This is a genomic window from Pectinatus sottacetonis (assembly GCF_015732155.1).
Lineage (GTDB): Bacteria > Bacillota > Negativicutes > Selenomonadales > Selenomonadaceae > Pectinatus > Pectinatus sottacetonis.
Genome location: NZ_WIQK01000001.1, coordinates 2,031,778 through 2,050,193, shown reverse-complemented (window position 1 = coordinate 2,050,193; position 18,416 = coordinate 2,031,778). Strand labels below are relative to the sequence as shown.

Below are 18,416 nucleotides of genomic sequence, written 5' to 3'. Positions count from 1 at the left end.
GAAAATTATTATGCCGTTAGTAAATGGTTTTGTACTCTTAAAAAAAATTTTTGAAAAAAAAGTCGTTGCCTGTGCTTTTAATACAACGAATATAGAAACATCTTTTGGAATAACAAAGGCTATAGAAGATACCTCAATTCCCAACTATATTCAAATTGCACCCACTAATGTTAAACTATCTGGATATGATTATATTGCAGATATTATTAAAAAAATTGCTATTGATATGAAAACACCACTTGCCCTGCATTTAGACCATGGTAAGACAATGGAAGATGTTGAAGCAGCAGTAAAAGCCGGATTCACTTCAATAATGATAGATGGTTCTGCTAAATCTTTTGAGGAAAATGTAGCTATTGTAGCTGAAGCTGTAGATTATTGTTCTTGTTACAATATTCCAGTAGAAGCAGAACTTGGTGCCATTTCAGGCAAGGAAGATAATATTCAGGGTAAAAATGATAAAACCAATCCAAAACTTGTGAAAGAATTTATCAAAAAATCTAAATGCAATATGCTTGCTGTATCCGTTGGTAATGTACACGGATTAGAAAGTAAACCACATATTGATTTTGATTTGCTAGATAAAATTTATCATAATAGTTCTGTTCCTTTGGTATTACATGGAGGTTCTGGAATACCATTTGAAATTTTAAAAGAAGTTAAAAAATATGGTGTGTGCAAAATTAATATTGCCAGTGATCTAAGACGAGAAGTCGTAAGGGTCTATGGACAAGCCTATGAAAAGAACCATATGGAACATAACTTAATAAAAGTAGCTTTAAATGCAAAATCTGCCGTATATGATGAATGTAAACGAAAAATATTGGCACTAAATTGACAGGGGCATGTTACATGAAGGGTAGTTTAATTTTTATAAAAGATTTATTGAACGTAGATATTAAAGCACAGACCCAAAAAGAACTTTTTACCATATTAGCAAATCCATTATTAAATAATAACTTTGTTACTAGTGATTATTTAACAGGCGTAATTGAACGGGAAAAAAAATTTCCAACAGGATTACCTACAAAACCATATGGTGTAGCACTGCCACATACTTTACCCCAATATGTTATTAAAAATTCCATTAGCGTAGGAGTCTTAAAAGAACCTATTAAATTTAAAGTGATGGGAAGTGAAAATGATTATATTGACGCAAGGATAATATTTTTATTGGCTTTAAATGAAAATAAAAAGCAGTTATGGATGCTGCAAGCGATTATGAATATGATCCGCTCAGAAAAAGTATTAACCAAAATTGCTACAGCTAAAAAAAATGACGTATTTGAATGCATTAGCGAAAATTTATTTTAAGGAGTGAATTTATATGGCAAAAAAACATGTATTATTTGTATGTGCAACGGGAATTGCTACATCTACAGTAGTAGCAGAAAAAGTTGCCCAGTATTGTAAAGAAAAAGGGTTAGATATTGAGTACCATCAATCAAATGTAGCTAGCGTACCTAAAAACTGTAATGGTATAAATCTAATTATTTCCACTACTAATATTCCATATAAATTAGATATACCAGTAATCAGAGGATTAAATCTCTTAACAGGAATTGGTGAAGAAGATACATTAAAAAAGATTTATGATATTTTAGTCGAATAGAAAAGGGCGGTGTTTATTATGAATTTCAGTTTATTTTTACTTGACACTGTAAAATATATCTTGAGTTTTGGTCCTACAGTTATGTTGCCATTAGTATTATTTATACTTGCAATGTTTTTTAGAATTCCAATTTCTATAGCACTTAGATCATCACTAACTGTAGGAATGGGATTTGTCGGAATATATGCTATCTTTGGTATTCTAACCAATAATATTGGACCTGCTGCCCAATCTATGGTTACACACAGTGGCATAAATTTACCTATAGTCGATCTTGGATGGCCCCCTCTTGCGGCAATAACATGGGGTTCCCCCATAGCTGCTTTTGTTATTCCACTAACTATCCTTATTAATATTGCTTTATTAGCCTTTAATTTAACAAGAACTGTAGATGTTGATATGTGGAATTATTGGCATTTTGCACTGGCTGGTGCATTAGTATACTATAGTACCGATAGTTTTTTGTTAGGTCTTTTAGCTGCTGGTATAACCGCTATAGTGATATTCAAATTAGCGGATTGGTCAGCTCCCTTGGTAGAAAAGTATTTTGGTTTGGAAGGTATATCACTGCCCACCTTATCATCTGCTGTATTTTTCCCTATAGGACTATTAGGAGATAAAATCATTGATAAAATACCAGTTATAAATAAAATACACATAGATCCACAAAGCATACAAAAAAAGTTCGGTGTTTTTGGAGAACCAATGCTTATTGGTATTATTCTGGGTATCATGGTAGGAATTCTTGCCGGTTATAATTTTAAAAATACGTTGATTTTAGGAATAAACATAGGTGCTGTTATGTTTATATTACCTAGAATGGTAAAAATTCTTATGGAAGGATTATTACCATTATCAGAATCGATAAAGAAGTTTCTCAATAAAAAATACCCTAACCGCAAAGATTTATACATTGGGCTTGATATTGCTGTAGCTATAGGCAGTCCTGCAATAATTTCTACAGCATTACTGTTAACACCACTTGCTGTTATATTCGCATTTCTTATCCCAGCAAATCAAGTTCTTCCACTGGGAGATTTAGCTAATTTAGCTGTATTTGCTTCAATGATAGTTTTGGCCACTAAAGGAAATATTTTTAGAGCAATTATCATCAGTATACCTTGTATGATTGGAGATTTACTAATAGCGACTAATATAGCTCCATTTGTAACACATATGGCGAAGGATGTCCAATTCAATTTTCCTCCTAATTCAAGTGGCCTTGTTTCTAGTTTCTTAGATGGAGGAAATCCCTATCGTTTCTGGATTATGAAAATATTCCAAGGAAATATTTTATCAATAGCATTAATTCCTGTTATCGCTGTTATTATATATTTCATTTACAAATGGACCAAAGGATATGTTTATGGGAAAAATGAAAGTTGATTTTGTATTAGATATAGGTTCAACTAACACAAAGATATCATTGTATTCAATAAATAGCAAAAATTTTGTTATTCAAAAAAAATTTAATACTCCAAAAATTTTAAAAAATAATGATGAAGATTTTAATTATATAAAACTATGGGAAATAATAAAAAAACAGATTATCCTGTTTAATATTTGTGATTTATACACTATAGAAAAAATAATTATCGCAAGTGTCGGTGAAACAGGCGTATTAATAACTAAAACAGGGCATGTAATCGGGCCCATGATAGCATGGTATGATAAAAGAGGAGAAAATTATTTAGATTTATTATCACAAACTGATATTAAAGAAATATATACCATTACGGGCCTTCCTGTTCATAGTAATTACAGCGTATTTAAAATCAAATGGTTATATGATAAATTTATTGTTAATTCAAATATTAATGTAAAATGGCTTAATCTTCCCAATTATATTGCATATCTTCTCACTGAGAAAAAAACGATGGATTATACACTTGCCAGTAGAACAATGTTATTAGATATAAAAAATAAACAATGGTCTTCTTTTTTACTAAAAAAATTTTCCCTTCCATCTGATATTATGCCTAAAATAATTCCTAATAACTCTGCTGTTGGTATTGTTTCCGATGTAATGAAAAAATGTTTAAAATTTTCATCTGATTGTAAGGTGTATATAGCAGGACATGACCATATGTCCGGGTCTGTTGCAGTTGATCTAAAAAATAATGAATTACTCAATTCTACAGGAACTACTGAAGCTCTACTATCTATAAGTAATACTATAAAAATCAATGAGCATTCATTCAAAAGTAAACTTTCTAATGGAATTTATATTGATAGTAAAAAATACACTTTATTTGCATCACTGCCTTGTGCTGGAATTTGCTTCGAAAGTTTTCAAAAATTATTTAATTATAATTATGAGAATTTAATTAGTGCATTCAAAATATTAGAAATCGAATATGCAAGATCACCTATTATAAATGAGGCCAATTTATTTTTTCCTCATTTACGCGGTAATGGTTCTCCTGAAAAGAATGTTTTCGCTAAGGGATTATATTATGGTTTCACAAATAAACTATCAAGTAATCAAATTTTATTTGATATTTCTGTAGGATTATGCTTGGAATTAAAAAATTTATATAATTGTTTTGATGATCTTAATAATAATTTTAATATTATTAAAGTTATTGGGCCTGCAGTAAAAAATGAATTTTGGTTGCAATTAAAGGCTGATGTTTTAAATAAAACTATTATTGCCATTAATATTCCAGAGACAGTATCATATGGGGCAGTATGTTATTTTGAAGGTTGTAATGTCGAAACAACAAAAATGAAAAAGTATTTACCTAATAAATCTAAAGTTGCATTTTTTGAAAATTTATATAATAAATATAAAAAAATTTATGACTTTAAGGTAAATATAGAAAAACAATATATATAAATTATCGTTGTACTATTAACTGTGCATTAGCAAAACAAGATTATCAAACTTTTTGAGAAATAAATTCTGTTTTATATTGTGTAAGTGTATTTTTCAGGCTTTGCTTAGTTTTTTTATAATGTTCAGTTCTATAATTAAGCATTTTTATTATAGATAAAACGTATGCAACCAAAAGTCTTTGCTAACATAGTAAACTGATCAATATTAGGCTATACGCGGAATTTATATACCTTATTCATATTCTTACCTCCTATTAGTTTTTGTTACCTTGCAACGATATTTTACAACCGAAACGAGATGGTAATGCATCATAAAATCTGAATGTTAATTATAATATGATTCTCTTATTATAAAAGTTCTCTAATAATTTCGACTGATAATATCATAATATGAGAAAATTATATTTACAATATCAAGACCATGGCGATTCATCCTGCCACTTTAAAAGTGGGGGAATTCTCGCCACAAATTTTAAATGCATAACAATTCACATGTCCGTCATAGATAAAATGCTACATGGGCATTATGGCAAACCACGCTACCAATGGTATAGTAAAAACTGATAATACGGTAGTCATAAAACTTCCTTTCGCCAATAAAGCACTATCCCCGCCATATTGGTTGCAAAGCATAACAAGGTTACTGGCCACAGGCATTCCGGCAACGATAACACATACTCCCAGTATCACGGGATCATGGATAAAAAGGGCAAAAATAAATCTTACAGCTATGGGCAGCAGTAATAATTTCACTATGCTCATAAAGTAAAGTTTCCGCACATTGAATATTGTTTTTATAGGGGTGGAGCCCAGTGTTGAGCCAATAACTATCATGGCCAGCGGTGTAGTTGTTTGTCCTATCATACCAATGGCCGTACATACAGTTGCCGGTGGTTTTATGTGCAGGAAATAGAGGACTATTCCCAATAATGAACCGATAACTGCCGCGTTAAATGTATCTTTTATGAGGAATTTTCTCTCGGTTGCTCCCTGACTTACGAGATAAGTCCCATAAGTAAATACAAACATGTTATAAACAAATATAAATATTGATAAGTAAAATATGGCACTATTGCCATAAACAGCCTGTACAACGGGTATCCCCATAAATCCAACATTGGAAAACACCAGCATGGCTTCATATAATTTTGCCTGCGAAGTTTCTACACCGAATATCTTACAGCATATTTTGGACAAAATAGGCAGGATAAGATACAGTATTATGGCTGCAGCAAAAACAAGCAGTACAGTTGATTGTGATTCTTCATGGTGCATGTTAACAACAGAATCTATTATGATGGCAGGACACATGATGCTGATTATTAACTTGGAAAAGTATTTGTTGGCCATTTCATTCATTATTCCCGTTTTAAAACAAACGAATCCCAGTAATGTAAGCAGGGTAAGTACTATCATTTGATCTACGATATGCGGCATTTATATGAGTCCTCCTTTGTTGTATCCAGTATACAATAAAGAATACTGATAAACCCTTATGCTGTCAAGAACATTTATTTTTAAAATCAATATTTTTTTAGTAAAAATATTGTTGACAAGTGTATTTTTGCATAGTATACTTATCACAACAAAATGAACAAGGGCGTTCTGATATTTACTATCAGAGCGCCTTTTTATTTTTTATTTGTAAAAAAGAAGGGGCGGATATAAATGTTTAATCTTTTTAGTACGCAGGCAGCAGCAGTAGCAGCTCCATGTTATGACGAAGCTGATCCGATTATTGATGTAAAAAATGTTTTTAAAACTTTTAAAGAAATAAAAGTTCTTAAAGAAGTGGGGCTTTCGGTAAAAAAAGGGGAAGTCGTTACTATTATAGGTCCTTCCGGTGCCGGAAAAAGCACTTTACTGCGCTGCATCAACCAACTGGAAAGTATTGACAATGGTGATATTTTCTATAATGGACAATCTATCGTCAACGGTTCAACCAGCATTGACAAAATTCGCCAGAAAATCGGCATGGTTTTTCAGCATTTTAATTTGTTTCCCCATCTTACCGTTATGGAAAATATTACATTAGCTCCTATTAATTTACTAAAAGTATCCAAAAAGGAAGCAGAGGAAACAGGAATGGAGCTTTTGAACAAGGTTGGCCTTGCTGATAAGAAAGATGCTTATCCCAGCCAGTTATCCGGCGGACAGAAACAGCGTATCGCAATAGCACGTGCCTTGGCTATGAATCCCAATGTAATGTTGTTTGATGAACCGACTTCTGCTCTGGACCCGGAAATGGTTGGAGAAGTACTCCAGGTTATGAAAGATCTGGCTAAGTCAGGTATGACAATGCTTATCGTCAGCCATGAAATGGGATTTACCCGTGAAGTTGCTTCCGATGTTGTCTTTATGGATGCTGGCAGGATAGTGGAAAAAGGCTCACCCGACCATGTCTTTAATCATAGTGAACACGAACGAGTCCGTTCTTTCTTGAAAAAAGTGCTTTAATTTATGTACTTTAATTTTTAAGAAATGAACACTGCTGCAAAATTATACTGTCTTTATAATTTTTATATAGTATTTAACTGTACAATAGTTTAATTACATTAACTCTTCGCCTTTTTAACGGCAGATAAGGGTCATTAGTATTTTACCAGTATATGCAGAAATAAATATATTTGTTATTTTTTTTTATTTAGTTATTGTATACGGAATTTGGGATTCTGTATACAGAAATTTGTGAGGTGGAGTAATGTCAATCTTAGATGTGTTTTTAAAGTACAGTGATATGTTCTGGGCTGGTACAAAAATGACTGTGAGTATTTCCTTTTTCTCTATCATTGGCGGACTTATAATCGGAACTATTCTGGCACTAATGAAAATAAGCAAGGTAGGCGCTTTTCGCTGGATATCCAATGCTTATGTGGAACTGATCCGCGGCACCCCCGTTTTGGTCCAAATTTCAATTGCTTTTTTTGGACTACCAATGCTGGGAATAAACTTTCCTTCTATGTATATAGGTGGTGTAAGTATCGACAGGGTTGCTTCTGGGATATTAGCCCTTACAATAAATACATCCGCATATATCTGTGAAATAGTCCGCAGTGGTATCCAGTCAGTAGAAAAAGGACAGATGGAGGCTGCCCGTTCTCTGGGATTCAATAGTCCCTCTGCGATGCGGCTTGTTGTTTTACCCCAGGCAATAAAAAATATTCTGCCTGCTCTTGGCAATGAATTTGTTACTATAATAAAAACTTCTTCGCAGGTTTCTGTAATTGGAATGGCTGACCTTATGTACACAGCCAATACTATCCAAGGCATAAGTTTCCAGCCTATGCAGCCGTTGTTTATTGTTGCCGCTATCTACTTTGTGATAACTTTTACTATTTCCTGCGGTGTAAGATACATGGAAAAGTATATGGGAAAAAGTACCTGATGGTACGTTAATTATATTAAAATAAATTTGTTCTGTTAATTTGAGGAGGATATCTATGAAATTCAATTTTAAAAAATTAATCGCTGTTTTTTTATCTGTTATGGCTGCGGCAATGATGTTTGCCGGCTGTGGCAGCAGCAATCAATCGTCTGCCAAGGCTGATCTGCTAAAATCTATTAAGGCAAAGGGTGTCCTTGTTGTTGGGACTGCATCCGGCTACCCACCATATGAGTTTGTTGATACTTCCAGCAGTGATCACCATGTAACCGGTATAGATATGGCTTTAGCAAAAGCTATTGCTGACAAACTTGGTGTAAAATTAAAAATTGAAGATATGAGTTTTGATGCGCTGCTATCTTCCTTGAAGGCAGGCAAGGTAGATCTTGCTATTGCCGGAATCAATCCTACAGCTGAAAGAAAAAAGACTGTTGATTTTTCTGATGTTTATTTAACTTCACATCAAAAACTTCTTATTAGGAAAGAGGATGCTGGCAGCTTAAAAACCTTAGCTGATTTTAAGGGAAAAACCATAGGCGCCGAAAAAAATACTACCCAGGCAAAATTAGCTAAAGCAGAAATGCCTGATTCCCGCTTAGTTGCTCTGGATAAAGTTCCTAGTCTTGTCCTTGAACTTACTAATAAGAAAATAGCTGGTATTGTTGTTGAAAGTATTGTTGCCCAGCAGTACCTGACTTCTAATGATTCTCTGGCATTCAGTGATGCCGTATTTAAGGATGATAAAAAAGACACTGCTCTCGCTATTAATAAGGGGAATGAAGACCTGTTAAAAATAATTAATGAAGTTATCAAGGAAAATAAAGATAATGGTAATTTCAAAAAATGGATTAAAGAATACAGCAAGTTAGCTATCTCCAATGCACAAAAGTAGTTCCTGTGTATCATCAATAAATTAGATAGGAAGTATAAATATGTTTGTAAAAAATTCCAGTGGAGTATTAAAAAAAGTGTTAATGAGCCGTCCTACTTATCTGCAGGCGGCTCCCATAAATGAGATTGCCAAACAGTGGTCGCGTACCAAATTGAGCCGTGATATAATGGAAAAAGAGCATCTGGCAATGGTTAAGGCCTATGAAGATAATGGTGTGGAAACAATTCTGCTTGACGCTGATGAAAAACGTCCTAATTCTACTTTTTCACGTGATTTTGGCTGCTGCCTGCGTGAAGGTTATGTTTTAGGCAATTTTCGTGAACCGATCCGTTTTTTAGAGAGAGAAGCCTATCGCAACAGAATGGAAGAGCTAGGTATCCCCTTAATTGCCGAAGTAAAGGAAGGCTTATTTGAGGGTGGAGATTTCACTTTTCTCGATGATAATACTTTAGCTATTGGTATGGTAGCACGTACTAATACTAAAGGAATCGAAGAAATAAAAGCCGGTATTTCTAAATACGGCTATGAAGTGGTTCCTGTTCCTTGCGATGAATCTTATTTACATCTTGATCTGCTGTTCAATTTAGTTGATGAAAAATTAGCTTTAGTTTACCAAAAAGCTCTGCCTGCTGATTTTTTACAGCTTTTGAAAAAAAAAGGCATTGAAACCATTAATGTTCCAGATGAAAAAGTATTTCATCTGGGATGCAATGTGGAAGCTCTGGGGAATAAACGAGTCATATCATTAAAGAGCAATGAATATGTGAATACGCAGCTTGATAAACGCGGTATAAAGGTTATTGAAGTGGATATAAATGAAATCGTAAAAGCCGGCGGCGGTCCGCATTGTATGACTTTTCCTCTACTTAGAAAATAAACAATCACGGGGGAAATCTGAATGTCCAAATTGGCAACGGTAAAAAAGACCAAGAAACTTTCTGACCAGGCATATGAAATTATAAAGGGTGCTATTATAAAAAACGAGCTTAAACCGGGTGAAATTTTAGCAGAAGAAAAACTTGCTGACCAGCTTGAAATAAGCAGAACTCCTATAAAGGCTGCTCTCATTAAGCTGGTACATGAAAACATTGCCTCAGTAAACACAAATAACAGTATAGTAGTTTCCAATATAACTGCCCATGATGTACAGCAAGTCACTCAGGTACGCCGCTGTTTGGAGGAATTAGCTGTATCCCTTCTGGAAAATAATATAACAAAAAAACAAATCAATGAACTGAAAAAGCTCGACAAGAAAAGATGCGAAGCTGCTGCAGCTGATGAGTTTGAGGAATATATCGAAATGGACTTTCTCTTTCATGTAAATATTGCCAGATTTACCAATAACAGCTTTTTGGCTGAAATGGTTGAATGGGTTAATACGATCATCAAACGTTATTTAATTTTATCTGGTACTCTGTCAAAATACTGCCAGGTTGCCAGTAAAGAACATAAGTGTGTTCTTGATGCAATAGAGGCTAGTGATTTTTCCCAAGCTGTCACAGCAATGTCTAATCATCTTACCAATGTCGATCGCCGTATGCTGATTCATTGATTTTAAAAGGCAGTTGATTAATTTGAATAATCTACAATCAAAATCTGATCTATCTAAGGAAATTCTTGAATTAACAAAACAGCTGGTGGCTATTCCCAGTATTAATTCAGCCGGTGAAGGTGAAAAGAATGTTGCTTGTTTTATTGAAAAATATTTGCGCGACTTTCCTTATTTCCAAAAGCATCCTGAACAAATAATAATCCAAAAGTTAAAAAATGATAAACTGGATCGCCGCAATGTCTTTGCTCTGATACGTGGAGAAAAAGAAAAATCAGCAGATACTATATTGCTGCATGGTCATATTGATACAGTGGGTGTTGATGATTATGGCTCTTTAAAACCATATGCGTTTTCACCTGACAAGCTTATGGAAAAGCTGTCTGAAATGAATCTAAGTGATGAAGTCAGGACTGATCTTGAATCCGGTGATTATCTATTCGGGCGTGGTGCCTGTGATATGAAGTCCGGTGATGCGGTCTTTCTTGTACTGGCTCGCTTATTCTGCGAACAGGCTGCAAATTTTGGCGGCAATATTCTGCTGTCTTTCAATCCGGTGGAGGAAAACATCCATACTGGCATTATAGACGGCCTCGAAGTTTTGACAATGCTGCAGGAAAAAGAACAGCTCCATTATTTGTTTGCTATCAACAATGACTATATTTGTCCTTTATATCCTAATGATCATACCCGCTATGTATATACAGGTGCTGTCGGCAAACTCCTGCCCTGCTTTTATGTTCATGGTAAGGAAACTCACGTTGGCCAGTGCTTTGAAGGCTTTGATGCTTCCCTGACAGCAGCAGAACTTATCCGTATTATTAATTTAAATTGCGATTTCTGCGATGAGTACCGGGGTGAATTTACTCTTCCTCCATCTGTATTAAAAATGAAAGATCTGAAAAGTTCTTATAATGTCCAGACTGCTGTTTCAGCTTTTGTTTATTTTAATTATTTCATTCATAATATGCCTATCAATAAAATTATTGATAAATTAAAGTCAGCTGCCATGCAGGCTTTAGTTAATGTACAAGATCATCTAAATAACCAATACAAAACATTTTGCAAGCTTTCCCACGTTGATTATCAGCCTTTTGCCTATAACCTGCAAGTTCTCACGTATGATGAACTATATACCCTGGCTGGTAAAAATTATGCTGGAGATCTTGATAGTCTTCTTAATGAGATTGTTACTGCTTGTGGGGAAAAAGATGTGGATAAACGAGAAATACCGCTGCAGATGGCACAAAAGCTCTGTGATATTGCTAAAATAAATGATCCGGCTGTTATCCTGTTTTTCGCTGCCCCATACTGCCCACACAATACTATCCATGAAGAAGATCCACAGCAAAATGCTCTCTTTGGCAAACTCAGCGATACTATTGCCGGTTTTGCCGAAAAATCTGGTGAACATTATGAAATAAAACAGTTTTTCCAGAGTTTATCAGACAGCAGTTATCTGACTATTGATGATGATGATGCTTCTATTGATGCCCTGTTGAAAAATTTTCCTGCATTCAGTATACTGCATCCCGTGCCATTGAAAAAGATAAAAAAGCTTGGTATCCCAGCCATTAATTATGGCTGCTTTGGCAAAGATGCCCACAAATGGACTGAACGTGTATATATGCCTTATTCTTTTGGTGTATTACCTGATTTCATTAAATACACTATCAAAAGTTTCTTAAAGTTTTAATGACCTGAAGTTGTTTTACCTGTCCTGCTAATTTAAACAAAAGAGGTTTTAAATATGAGTTTATATGAAAGATGTATGAAAGTTATGCCGCCGATAGCCAAAAGAGCTACTACTATGGGGGTAATAAAAGGAGAAGGTTGCTATCTCACTGATGAAGACGGACGAAAAGTCCTTGATTTTGCAAGTGGTGTAGCTGTCTGCAATATAGGTCATAATCATCCCAAAGTTGTTAAAGCTGCAAAAGAACAGATAGATTCTCTTATCCATGGCGGACATAATGTTGTTTATTATGAAAGCTATGTCAAGTTAGCGGAAAGGCTCGTAGAGTTATCTGGCGGTGATACTATGGTCTATTTCAGCAACAGTGGCGCTGAAGCCAATGAAGGTGCTGTAAAATTGGCCAAATATGTAACACAGCGTCCAGCTGTAATTGCTTTCCGTGGTTCTTTCCACGGCCGGACTTTAGGGGCTATCTCACTAACTTCATCTAACTCGGCCTATCGTAAAAATTATGAAGGGCTGCTGCCTAGTGTTTATTTTACGGAATATCCTAATTTATACCGTACTCCGTATAAAAAGGAACCCGGCAAATGTCCACATGAATATATGGATCACTTAGAACAGCTCTTTGAAACATTAATTGACCCATATTCTGTGGCAGCAATTATAATGGAACCAATACAAGGTGAAGGCGGATATATCGTTCCTCCGGTTGATTTTGTGCAATATATCCGCAAAGTATGTGATAAATACGGTATTATGCTTATTTTTGATGAAATACAGACAGGAATGGGGCGTACCGGCAAATTATTTGCCTATGAAAATTTTGGTGTACGCCCTGATATTTTTACTCTCGCTAAAAGTATTGCTTCCGGATTCCCGCTCAGTGCTGTAGTCGGTAGAAAAAAATATATGGAAAAATGGCCGGCCGGCGCACATGGCGGCACCTTCGGCGGTAATCCGGTTGCCTGTGCAGCTGGTCTTGCCACTCTTGATGTACTGATCAACGATGGCATGCTCGATAATGCAGTCAAAGCCGGTAATTATATGAAGAAAAAACTTGGGGATCTGCAAAAAAAATATCCTTCTGTCATCGGCGATGTACGCGGTATTGGTCTTATGCTGGCGATGGAAATGATTCATGAAGATACTAGTCCTGATGCACAACTGGCAGCGAAATTAAAAGAAAAATCTTTGGAAAAGGGTCTGCTCCTGCTTTTATGCGGAACATACCATAACGTAATTCGCTTTATCGCTCCGACAATAGTTACAGAAAAAGAAATAGATTTTGCTCTAGATATACTTGATGAGTTGCTCGCTGAAGAATTGCATAAATAATATCGCGAAAGGAATACGTTATGAAAATCGTAATTGCTGATTATCCTGATGTCATAGCAAGAAATCTAGATTATGAAAAAGCGGTATTAAAACGACACCTGCCAGATGTCCAAATAGAAACTTATAGTTATACTGATAAAAATGAATTTTACCGTATAATAAAAGATGCTGATGCCCTGCTTACAGCTTTTATAAATATAGATGCTGATGTCATGGACCATGCCCCTAAATTAAAATGCGTAAGTTTTAATTCTACGGGATATAATTTTATTGATTATGACGAAGCAAGCAAACGCGGTATTGCTATAATTCCTATTGCCGAATACTGTACCAATGAAGTAGCTGACCATACAATGGCTTTAATACTATCTTTAAGCCGCGGGATTAAACATTATATTGACGATGTGGATAAAAAAGGTCTTTGGCAGTATCATTCTATATCCTTGGAAAGACTTAACAGAAAGACCTTGTGCATTTTCGGACTTGGTAAAATAGGGCAGGCCGTTGCTAAACGGGCTTCTGCTTTTGGCCTGCGAATACTGGCTTTTGACCCGTTCGCCGATGAAACTATGGCCAAAAAGCTGCATATAGAACTGGTAGATGCTGATACTGCTTGCGAACAGGCTGATATCATAACTAATCATATGCGGCAGACTAAGGAAAATTATCATTTCTTTTCCAGAAGTAAGTTTGAAAAAATGATCAAGCGACCATTGTTCATAAATACGGCCCGCGGTGAATGTGTCTGTGAAGAAGATCTTATCCGGGCGCTTGACGTAGGAATTATCCGCGGTGCAGGACTTGATGTCCTGAGTCAGGAAGATCCCGACCTCAGTGATTGCAAACTGACCAATAGAAAAAACGTTATTATAACACCCCATGCTGCTTTTTATTCCCGAGAATCATTAGAAGATTTACAGCGTATTTCCTGTGAAAATGCAGCACATTATTTAAAAAAAGAATATGAACAGGTTTTTAGAATCGTAAATTGGCCAGAAATAAAATCTGTTGTTTTAAAGGAGAAAGGAGTAAACAAAGTATGAAAGTACTGCGTTTCCATGGCAAAAATATTATAAACGGTGCTAATTCACTGGAATATTTAAAACAAGTATCCTACAAAAAAGCCATGATAATCACCGGTGGCAAATCAATGTTCCGCTCCGGTGTTATTGATAAAATAAAAACTTATATGGAAAAACCAGGCTGTGAACTGAAAATCCATTCCGGCATAAGTAAGAATCCTACTAAGGATCAAGTAATGGTGGCACTTGAAGAGGCAAGAGAATTCAAGCCAGAAACATTTATCGCTGTAGGCGGCGGCTCCCCTTTGGATGCAGCAAAGGCGGTATTACTTTTTTATGAATTTCCTGAGCTTAATTTCGATAATGTATTTGATAAATCACTGCCAACAGAACGAACCCGCACTAATTTTATTGCTATTCCCTCTACTTCTGGAACCGCCAGTGAAGTAACTCATGTATCAGTCATTACTTACCCAGAAAAAAATCTTAAATTAGCAATAAAAACAGAATGTCTGCGTCCTGATCTTGCTATAATTGATGGTAATATCACGATGAGCCTGCCCGCACATATAGCTGCACAGACTGGTATGGATGCTTTGACGCATGCATTAGAAAGCTATATAAACACCAATGGTGATGATTTCACTGATGCCCTGGCCAAAGAAGCTATCGAGGGTATATTGGAATGGCTGCCAGTTTCCTGTGAACAGGCAACACTGGAAAGTCGCCAAAAAGTACATGCATTCCAATGTATGGCCGGTATGTCATTTTCTAATGCCGGTCTGGGAATGGTGCATGGAGTATCACATGCCTTTGGTGGATTATATAATCTGGCGCACGGTCTGGGCAATGCGGTTATTCTTCCTTACTCAATGGATTACAATAAAAAGGACGCTGCTGTGGCCGCTAAATACAAAAACCTATCTAAAGCAGTTGGCAGCGATATAATAGAAAAAGTACGCGAATTAGGCCGCAGAATTGGTATTCCTGCCTGTATTAAAGATGCCGGTGTGGCAGAAAAGGATTTCCAGGCGGATTTTGCTACACTTACCGAAAATTCAATGCTCGGTTCTACTGCTGTAAATCCAATAAAAGTATCTATGGATGATATGAAAAAATTTGTCCACTGCGTATATTATGGAGAAAAAGTAGATTTCTAATTTTTTCCATATTAATATACATTCTTCCAGCTGATATAAAATTCCCTGATTTTATATCAGCTTTTTGTATTATATTCCTTTGTCTGCCCTTAAAATAGCGGACAGAATACATGCCTTTTCCGTATTAGTAGAAATAGCATATTAACCATACATAATGACTAATCTAAATTTATAATATTGTTATATCGTAATGAATCCACCAATAAAATTAATAACTATATATTGCTATATATTAATTATGCCCCTTGTCTGCTTTTTATAAGCGGGCAAAGGGCACATTCTATGCAATCAATTTATCAATTACTTTTAGTAAAGCAAAATAGACATCCCAACAATAAGCGCAATGATCATTGGCAGACTGTTCCTTTTGGCTATTTCCATTGGATTTACCCCGGCTATCCCAGCAACTATAATAGTTGCCCCAGCAATTGGTGACATTGTACGTCCCAGTGTGCCAGCGAGTGTTGCGGCAGTCCCCATTTGCAGCGGTGTCATTCCAAAATCAGCGGCATGTGGTGTTATTGCCTCATTAAAAGCAAATGTAGCTGCATCACCGGAGCCTACTAATATTGCCAGAATAAACGGTCCAACGGCTGCACACACTTTTACAATAGCAGGATTATTAAGCATCTCAGTAATAAATAATTTTACAAGGCCAATTGATGTCAATCCGGCTACAAATACTCCGGCAGAAATAATTATACCAAGAATGGAACCATATGCCTGCCCCATTCCATCAAAAAAAACTTTTCCCAATTTAGAAGGATTTGTTCGTGTAACAAGCAATGTCAGCAATGTTCCAATGATCATTGCCTGTGGTACCCCCATTTTAAAAATAGGAACTACATGTGTTGCTCCAAGAACCAATATTACTATAGGCAGTATTGGCATTATCGCATAAAAGAAATTTACTTTAAAATTATCATCCAAAGTCAAATTTTTAGAAATATACCCTCTGTCTTCTTTTAACACATAGGCTAGTACAGTCAATACTACGGTAGCTGCCAATAATGAAGCTAAATTTGCTTTATAATGGTAGCCTATGACCTCCATAACACTAACTCCGGCAATTTTAGCCACAAAGGGATTATGGGCCAGCCCCGGATTAAGCATACTGCCATAAGTACCACATTTTACTGCTGCCGCAGCCATAGCTGGATGAACTCCCCCGGCTATCAGCAATGGAATGAATATCGCACCAGCTGCCGCAGCTGTTCCCGAAGCACTGGGTAATGCTATATTTACCAGATAAGTACATACTATAACACCGGGAATCAATAGGGGCCGAAAATTTTTCAAGACAAACGCCATTGCATTTATTAAGTGCTTATCACATTCTGTAAAACGTATTACCATAGCAAACCCCATTACAGAACAAACGGCTTTTATAAGCCCTGAGTTTGTCATGCTTTTAGCAAAGGCATTAAGTGATGCCATGGGAACACCGCCAATACAGCTCATGAATATTCCTGCACCAATAAGCACGATACGTGCATCGTATCCTTTTAGAATAAAGTATATAACCGAAATAATAACAATAATACCAACAATAACCATAAATGTAGACATAGAGTAACTTTCCTTTCATATTAATCAATATAATTTGCTACTATAATAGGAACAGTTGTAATCCTAACCACGGGAAGCTAAATAAATCTGCCATTGAGATAAATTAATTTATGCTGCTATCCGCTGCTGATAAACTGCACAGGGTCTTATACAAAACATCTGTTCCCCGTAATATATCTTTCATATCTGCCCATTCTGCTGCATTGTGACTTATACCATCACGACATGGAATAAATATCATGCCTGTTGGTGCATGTTCAGCTAAATGCATCATGTCATGACCTGCACCGCTTGGCATTTTATTATAAGCAATATTATCTTCTCGGCATACATTTTCAATGCTGTTTATTACATAATCATCCAACGTTACTGGCTGTTCATCAGCCAGTGTATGAAGTGAAACCTGTATTTTCCTTTTTTGGCTGATTTTTTCTATTGCCTTCTTTACTGTGCTTACAGTGTTTGTCTTAACCTGGGCATAAATACTGCGAATATCTATTCCCAGTTCTACTTCTCCAGGAATTACATTCATGACATTAGGTGAAACATTAGCTATTCCCACGGTTCCAACTACAGGCTGCAACGATGTTAACGCAATATTTTCCACTGATAGGATTATCTCAGCTGCTGCACATAAGGCATCATTACGCATTGTCATTGGTGTAGCTCCGGAATGATCTGCCTTTCCCCGCAATTCAAGCTTTATTCTTGTGGGCGCAGCAATCCCGGTAACTATCCCTATGGGTTTATGTATGTTCTCCAATACTTTACCTTGCTCTATATGCATTTCTATGCATGCCTTCAAGTTTTTTAAATCTATTACTTTATTTCTTTTATCCGGTTCTATGCCACGGGAATGTAAAATATCATATAACGATTTATTATCAGTATCTTTATACTGTTTCATATCCCGAACAGTCAATTTACCACATGCAGCTTTACTGCCTAATGTAGCGGTTCCAAATCGGCTGGATTCTTCACACATAAATACGACTATATCTATCGGATTATAATTTTTGAAATTATTTTCATTCATTAAGTTCACGGCCTCGATAGCACCCAACACACCTAACACCCCATCAAAATTGCCGCCATGCGGGACACTGTCTATATGCGATCCGCATAATACAGCTGGGGCAGCCGGATTTTTTCCCTGCCTGCGTCCAATTATGTTGCCGAAATCATCAATGCGTATCGTCAATCCAGCCTGCTTCAGCAAACTGATAATAAATGTTCTGGCCTGCCAATCTTCATCAGAAAAAGCCAATCTGGTTATACCTTTACCATCAGCAGAAAATTCCTGCATTTTAGCAAAATTCTCTGCCATTCTTGTCTGCACTGCCATTTTATCACCTTAT

Annotated in this window: 18 protein-coding genes; 14 read left to right on the top strand and 4 right to left on the bottom strand. The window is 35.9% G+C overall.

Features of this window, described 5'->3' with window-relative positions; all coding sequences use genetic code 11:
- Positions 1 to 10: 10 nt before the first annotated feature.
- The 5 genes from I6760_RS09595 to I6760_RS09575 are packed head-to-tail and all read left to right on the top strand — an operon-like array spanning position 11 to position 4,451.
- A complete protein-coding gene (locus tag I6760_RS09595) occupies positions 11 to 838 on the top strand; it encodes a class II aldolase (protein ID WP_196594218.1) in 828 nt (275 codons plus the stop codon).
- Between the two features lie 14 nt (positions 839 to 852).
- Positions 853 to 1,314: a PTS sugar transporter subunit IIA gene (locus tag I6760_RS09590; RefSeq protein ID WP_196594217.1), complete on the top strand. Its 462-nt coding sequence runs from the start codon at positions 853 to 855 to the stop codon at positions 1,312 to 1,314.
- A gap of 13 nt (positions 1,315 to 1,327) precedes the next feature.
- Positions 1,328 to 1,612 (top strand): PTS sugar transporter subunit IIB, encoded by a 285-nt coding sequence (locus I6760_RS09585; RefSeq protein ID WP_196594216.1) that lies wholly within the window; start codon positions 1,328 to 1,330, stop codon positions 1,610 to 1,612.
- Positions 1,613 to 1,630: 18 nt separating this feature from the next.
- Positions 1,631 to 2,998 (top strand): PTS galactitol transporter subunit IIC, encoded by a 1,368-nt coding sequence (locus tag I6760_RS09580; RefSeq protein WP_196594215.1) that lies wholly within the window; start codon positions 1,631 to 1,633, stop codon positions 2,996 to 2,998.
- Entirely contained in the window at positions 2,979 to 4,451 is a 1,473-nt protein-coding gene (locus I6760_RS09575) for an FGGY-family carbohydrate kinase (RefSeq protein ID WP_196594214.1), read from the top strand. The genes I6760_RS09580 and I6760_RS09575 overlap by 20 nt, the downstream gene beginning before the upstream one ends.
- Positions 4,452 to 4,585: 134 nt before the next feature.
- On the opposite strand, the gene I6760_RS13070 is transcribed toward I6760_RS09575, so the two are convergent.
- Both I6760_RS13070 and I6760_RS09565 read right to left on the bottom strand, forming a co-directional pair.
- Positions 4,586 to 4,654 (bottom strand): helix-turn-helix domain-containing protein, encoded by a 69-nt coding sequence (locus I6760_RS13070; protein WP_407947316.1) that lies wholly within the window; start codon positions 4,652 to 4,654, stop codon positions 4,586 to 4,588.
- A 309-nt stretch (positions 4,655 to 4,963) separates the two neighbouring features.
- A complete protein-coding gene (locus I6760_RS09565; RefSeq protein ID WP_196594213.1) occupies positions 4,964 to 5,887 on the bottom strand; it encodes an AEC family transporter in 924 nt (307 codons plus the stop codon).
- A 297-nt stretch (positions 5,888 to 6,184) separates the two neighbouring features.
- Between I6760_RS09565 and I6760_RS09560 the strand changes: the two genes are divergently transcribed.
- The 9 genes from I6760_RS09560 to I6760_RS09520 all read left to right on the top strand — a co-directional run bounded on the left by I6760_RS09560 (position 6,185) and on the right by I6760_RS09520 (position 15,489).
- Entirely contained in the window at positions 6,185 to 6,907 is a 723-nt protein-coding gene (locus I6760_RS09560) for an amino acid ABC transporter ATP-binding protein (protein ID WP_330997989.1), read from the top strand.
- 244 nt (positions 6,908 to 7,151) lie between these two features.
- Positions 7,152 to 7,835, top strand: coding sequence for an amino acid ABC transporter permease (locus I6760_RS09555; RefSeq protein WP_196594211.1), 684 nt, complete (start codon positions 7,152 to 7,154; stop codon positions 7,833 to 7,835).
- Positions 7,836 to 7,890: 55 nt separating this feature from the next.
- Positions 7,891 to 8,724 carry a transporter substrate-binding domain-containing protein gene (locus I6760_RS09550; protein WP_196594210.1) on the top strand — a complete coding sequence of 278 codons (834 nt, stop codon included), beginning with the start codon at positions 7,891 to 7,893 and terminating at the stop codon, positions 8,722 to 8,724.
- Between the two features lie 40 nt (positions 8,725 to 8,764).
- A complete protein-coding gene (locus I6760_RS09545; protein ID WP_196594209.1) occupies positions 8,765 to 9,601 on the top strand; it encodes a dimethylarginine dimethylaminohydrolase family protein in 837 nt (278 codons plus the stop codon).
- A 21-nt stretch (positions 9,602 to 9,622) separates the two neighbouring features.
- Positions 9,623 to 10,276, top strand: a complete 654-nt coding sequence (locus I6760_RS09540; RefSeq protein ID WP_196594208.1) for a GntR family transcriptional regulator — start codon at positions 9,623 to 9,625, stop codon at positions 10,274 to 10,276.
- 22 nt (positions 10,277 to 10,298) lie between these two features.
- Positions 10,299 to 11,969: a M20/M25/M40 family metallo-hydrolase gene (locus I6760_RS09535; protein ID WP_196594207.1), complete on the top strand. Its 1,671-nt coding sequence runs from the start codon at positions 10,299 to 10,301 to the stop codon at positions 11,967 to 11,969.
- A gap of 54 nt (positions 11,970 to 12,023) precedes the next feature.
- Complete coding sequence (locus tag I6760_RS09530) at positions 12,024 to 13,307, top strand: aspartate aminotransferase family protein (protein ID WP_196594206.1); 1,284 nt, start codon at positions 12,024 to 12,026, stop codon at positions 13,305 to 13,307.
- 20 nt (positions 13,308 to 13,327) lie between these two features.
- Positions 13,328 to 14,350: an NAD(P)-dependent oxidoreductase gene (locus tag I6760_RS09525; RefSeq protein WP_196594205.1), complete on the top strand. Its 1,023-nt coding sequence runs from the start codon at positions 13,328 to 13,330 to the stop codon at positions 14,348 to 14,350.
- Positions 14,347 to 15,489, top strand: coding sequence for an iron-containing alcohol dehydrogenase (locus I6760_RS09520; protein WP_196594204.1), 1,143 nt, complete (start codon positions 14,347 to 14,349; stop codon positions 15,487 to 15,489). The genes I6760_RS09525 and I6760_RS09520 overlap by 4 nt, the downstream gene beginning before the upstream one ends.
- Positions 15,490 to 15,795: 306 nt before the next feature.
- Here the strand turns inward: I6760_RS09520 and dcuC are convergent, their stop codons facing one another.
- On the bottom strand, positions 15,796 to 17,058 hold the full coding sequence (gene dcuC / locus I6760_RS09515) for a C4-dicarboxylate transporter DcuC (protein WP_231036216.1): 1,263 nt from the start codon (positions 17,056 to 17,058) through the stop codon (positions 15,796 to 15,798).
- 103 nt (positions 17,059 to 17,161) lie between these two features.
- Complete coding sequence (locus tag I6760_RS09510; RefSeq protein WP_196594203.1) at positions 17,162 to 18,403, bottom strand: M20 family metallo-hydrolase; 1,242 nt, start codon at positions 18,401 to 18,403, stop codon at positions 17,162 to 17,164.
- Positions 18,404 to 18,416 lie beyond the last annotated feature (13 nt).

Excerpts from the sequence above, each read along its gene's own strand:
- I6760_RS09595 (WP_196594218.1), top strand. The coding sequence starts at position 11 with ATGCCGTTAGTAAATGGTTTTGTACTCTTAAAAAAAATTTTTGAAAAA.
- I6760_RS09590 (WP_196594217.1), top strand. The coding sequence starts at position 853 with ATGAAGGGTAGTTTAATTTTTATAAAAGATTTATTGAACGTAGATATT.
- I6760_RS09585 (WP_196594216.1), top strand. The coding sequence starts at position 1,328 with ATGGCAAAAAAACATGTATTATTTGTATGTGCAACGGGAATTGCTACA.
- I6760_RS09580 (WP_196594215.1), top strand. The coding sequence starts at position 1,631 with ATGAATTTCAGTTTATTTTTACTTGACACTGTAAAATATATCTTGAGT.
- I6760_RS09575 (WP_196594214.1), top strand. The coding sequence starts at position 2,979 with ATGGGAAAAATGAAAGTTGATTTTGTATTAGATATAGGTTCAACTAAC.
- I6760_RS09565 (WP_196594213.1), bottom strand. The coding sequence starts at position 5,887 with ATGCCGCATATCGTAGATCAAATGATAGTACTTACCCTGCTTACATTA.
- I6760_RS09555 (WP_196594211.1), top strand. The coding sequence starts at position 7,152 with ATGTCAATCTTAGATGTGTTTTTAAAGTACAGTGATATGTTCTGGGCT.
- I6760_RS09550 (WP_196594210.1), top strand. The coding sequence starts at position 7,891 with ATGAAATTCAATTTTAAAAAATTAATCGCTGTTTTTTTATCTGTTATG.
- I6760_RS09545 (WP_196594209.1), top strand. The coding sequence starts at position 8,765 with ATGTTTGTAAAAAATTCCAGTGGAGTATTAAAAAAAGTGTTAATGAGC.
- I6760_RS09540 (WP_196594208.1), top strand. The coding sequence starts at position 9,623 with ATGTCCAAATTGGCAACGGTAAAAAAGACCAAGAAACTTTCTGACCAG.
- I6760_RS09530 (WP_196594206.1), top strand. The coding sequence starts at position 12,024 with ATGAGTTTATATGAAAGATGTATGAAAGTTATGCCGCCGATAGCCAAA.
- I6760_RS09525 (WP_196594205.1), top strand. The coding sequence starts at position 13,328 with ATGAAAATCGTAATTGCTGATTATCCTGATGTCATAGCAAGAAATCTA.
- I6760_RS09520 (WP_196594204.1), top strand. The coding sequence starts at position 14,347 with ATGAAAGTACTGCGTTTCCATGGCAAAAATATTATAAACGGTGCTAAT.
- dcuC (WP_231036216.1), bottom strand. The coding sequence starts at position 17,058 with ATGTCTACATTTATGGTTATTGTTGGTATTATTGTTATTATTTCGGTT.
- I6760_RS09510 (WP_196594203.1), bottom strand. The coding sequence starts at position 18,403 with ATGGCAGTGCAGACAAGAATGGCAGAGAATTTTGCTAAAATGCAGGAA.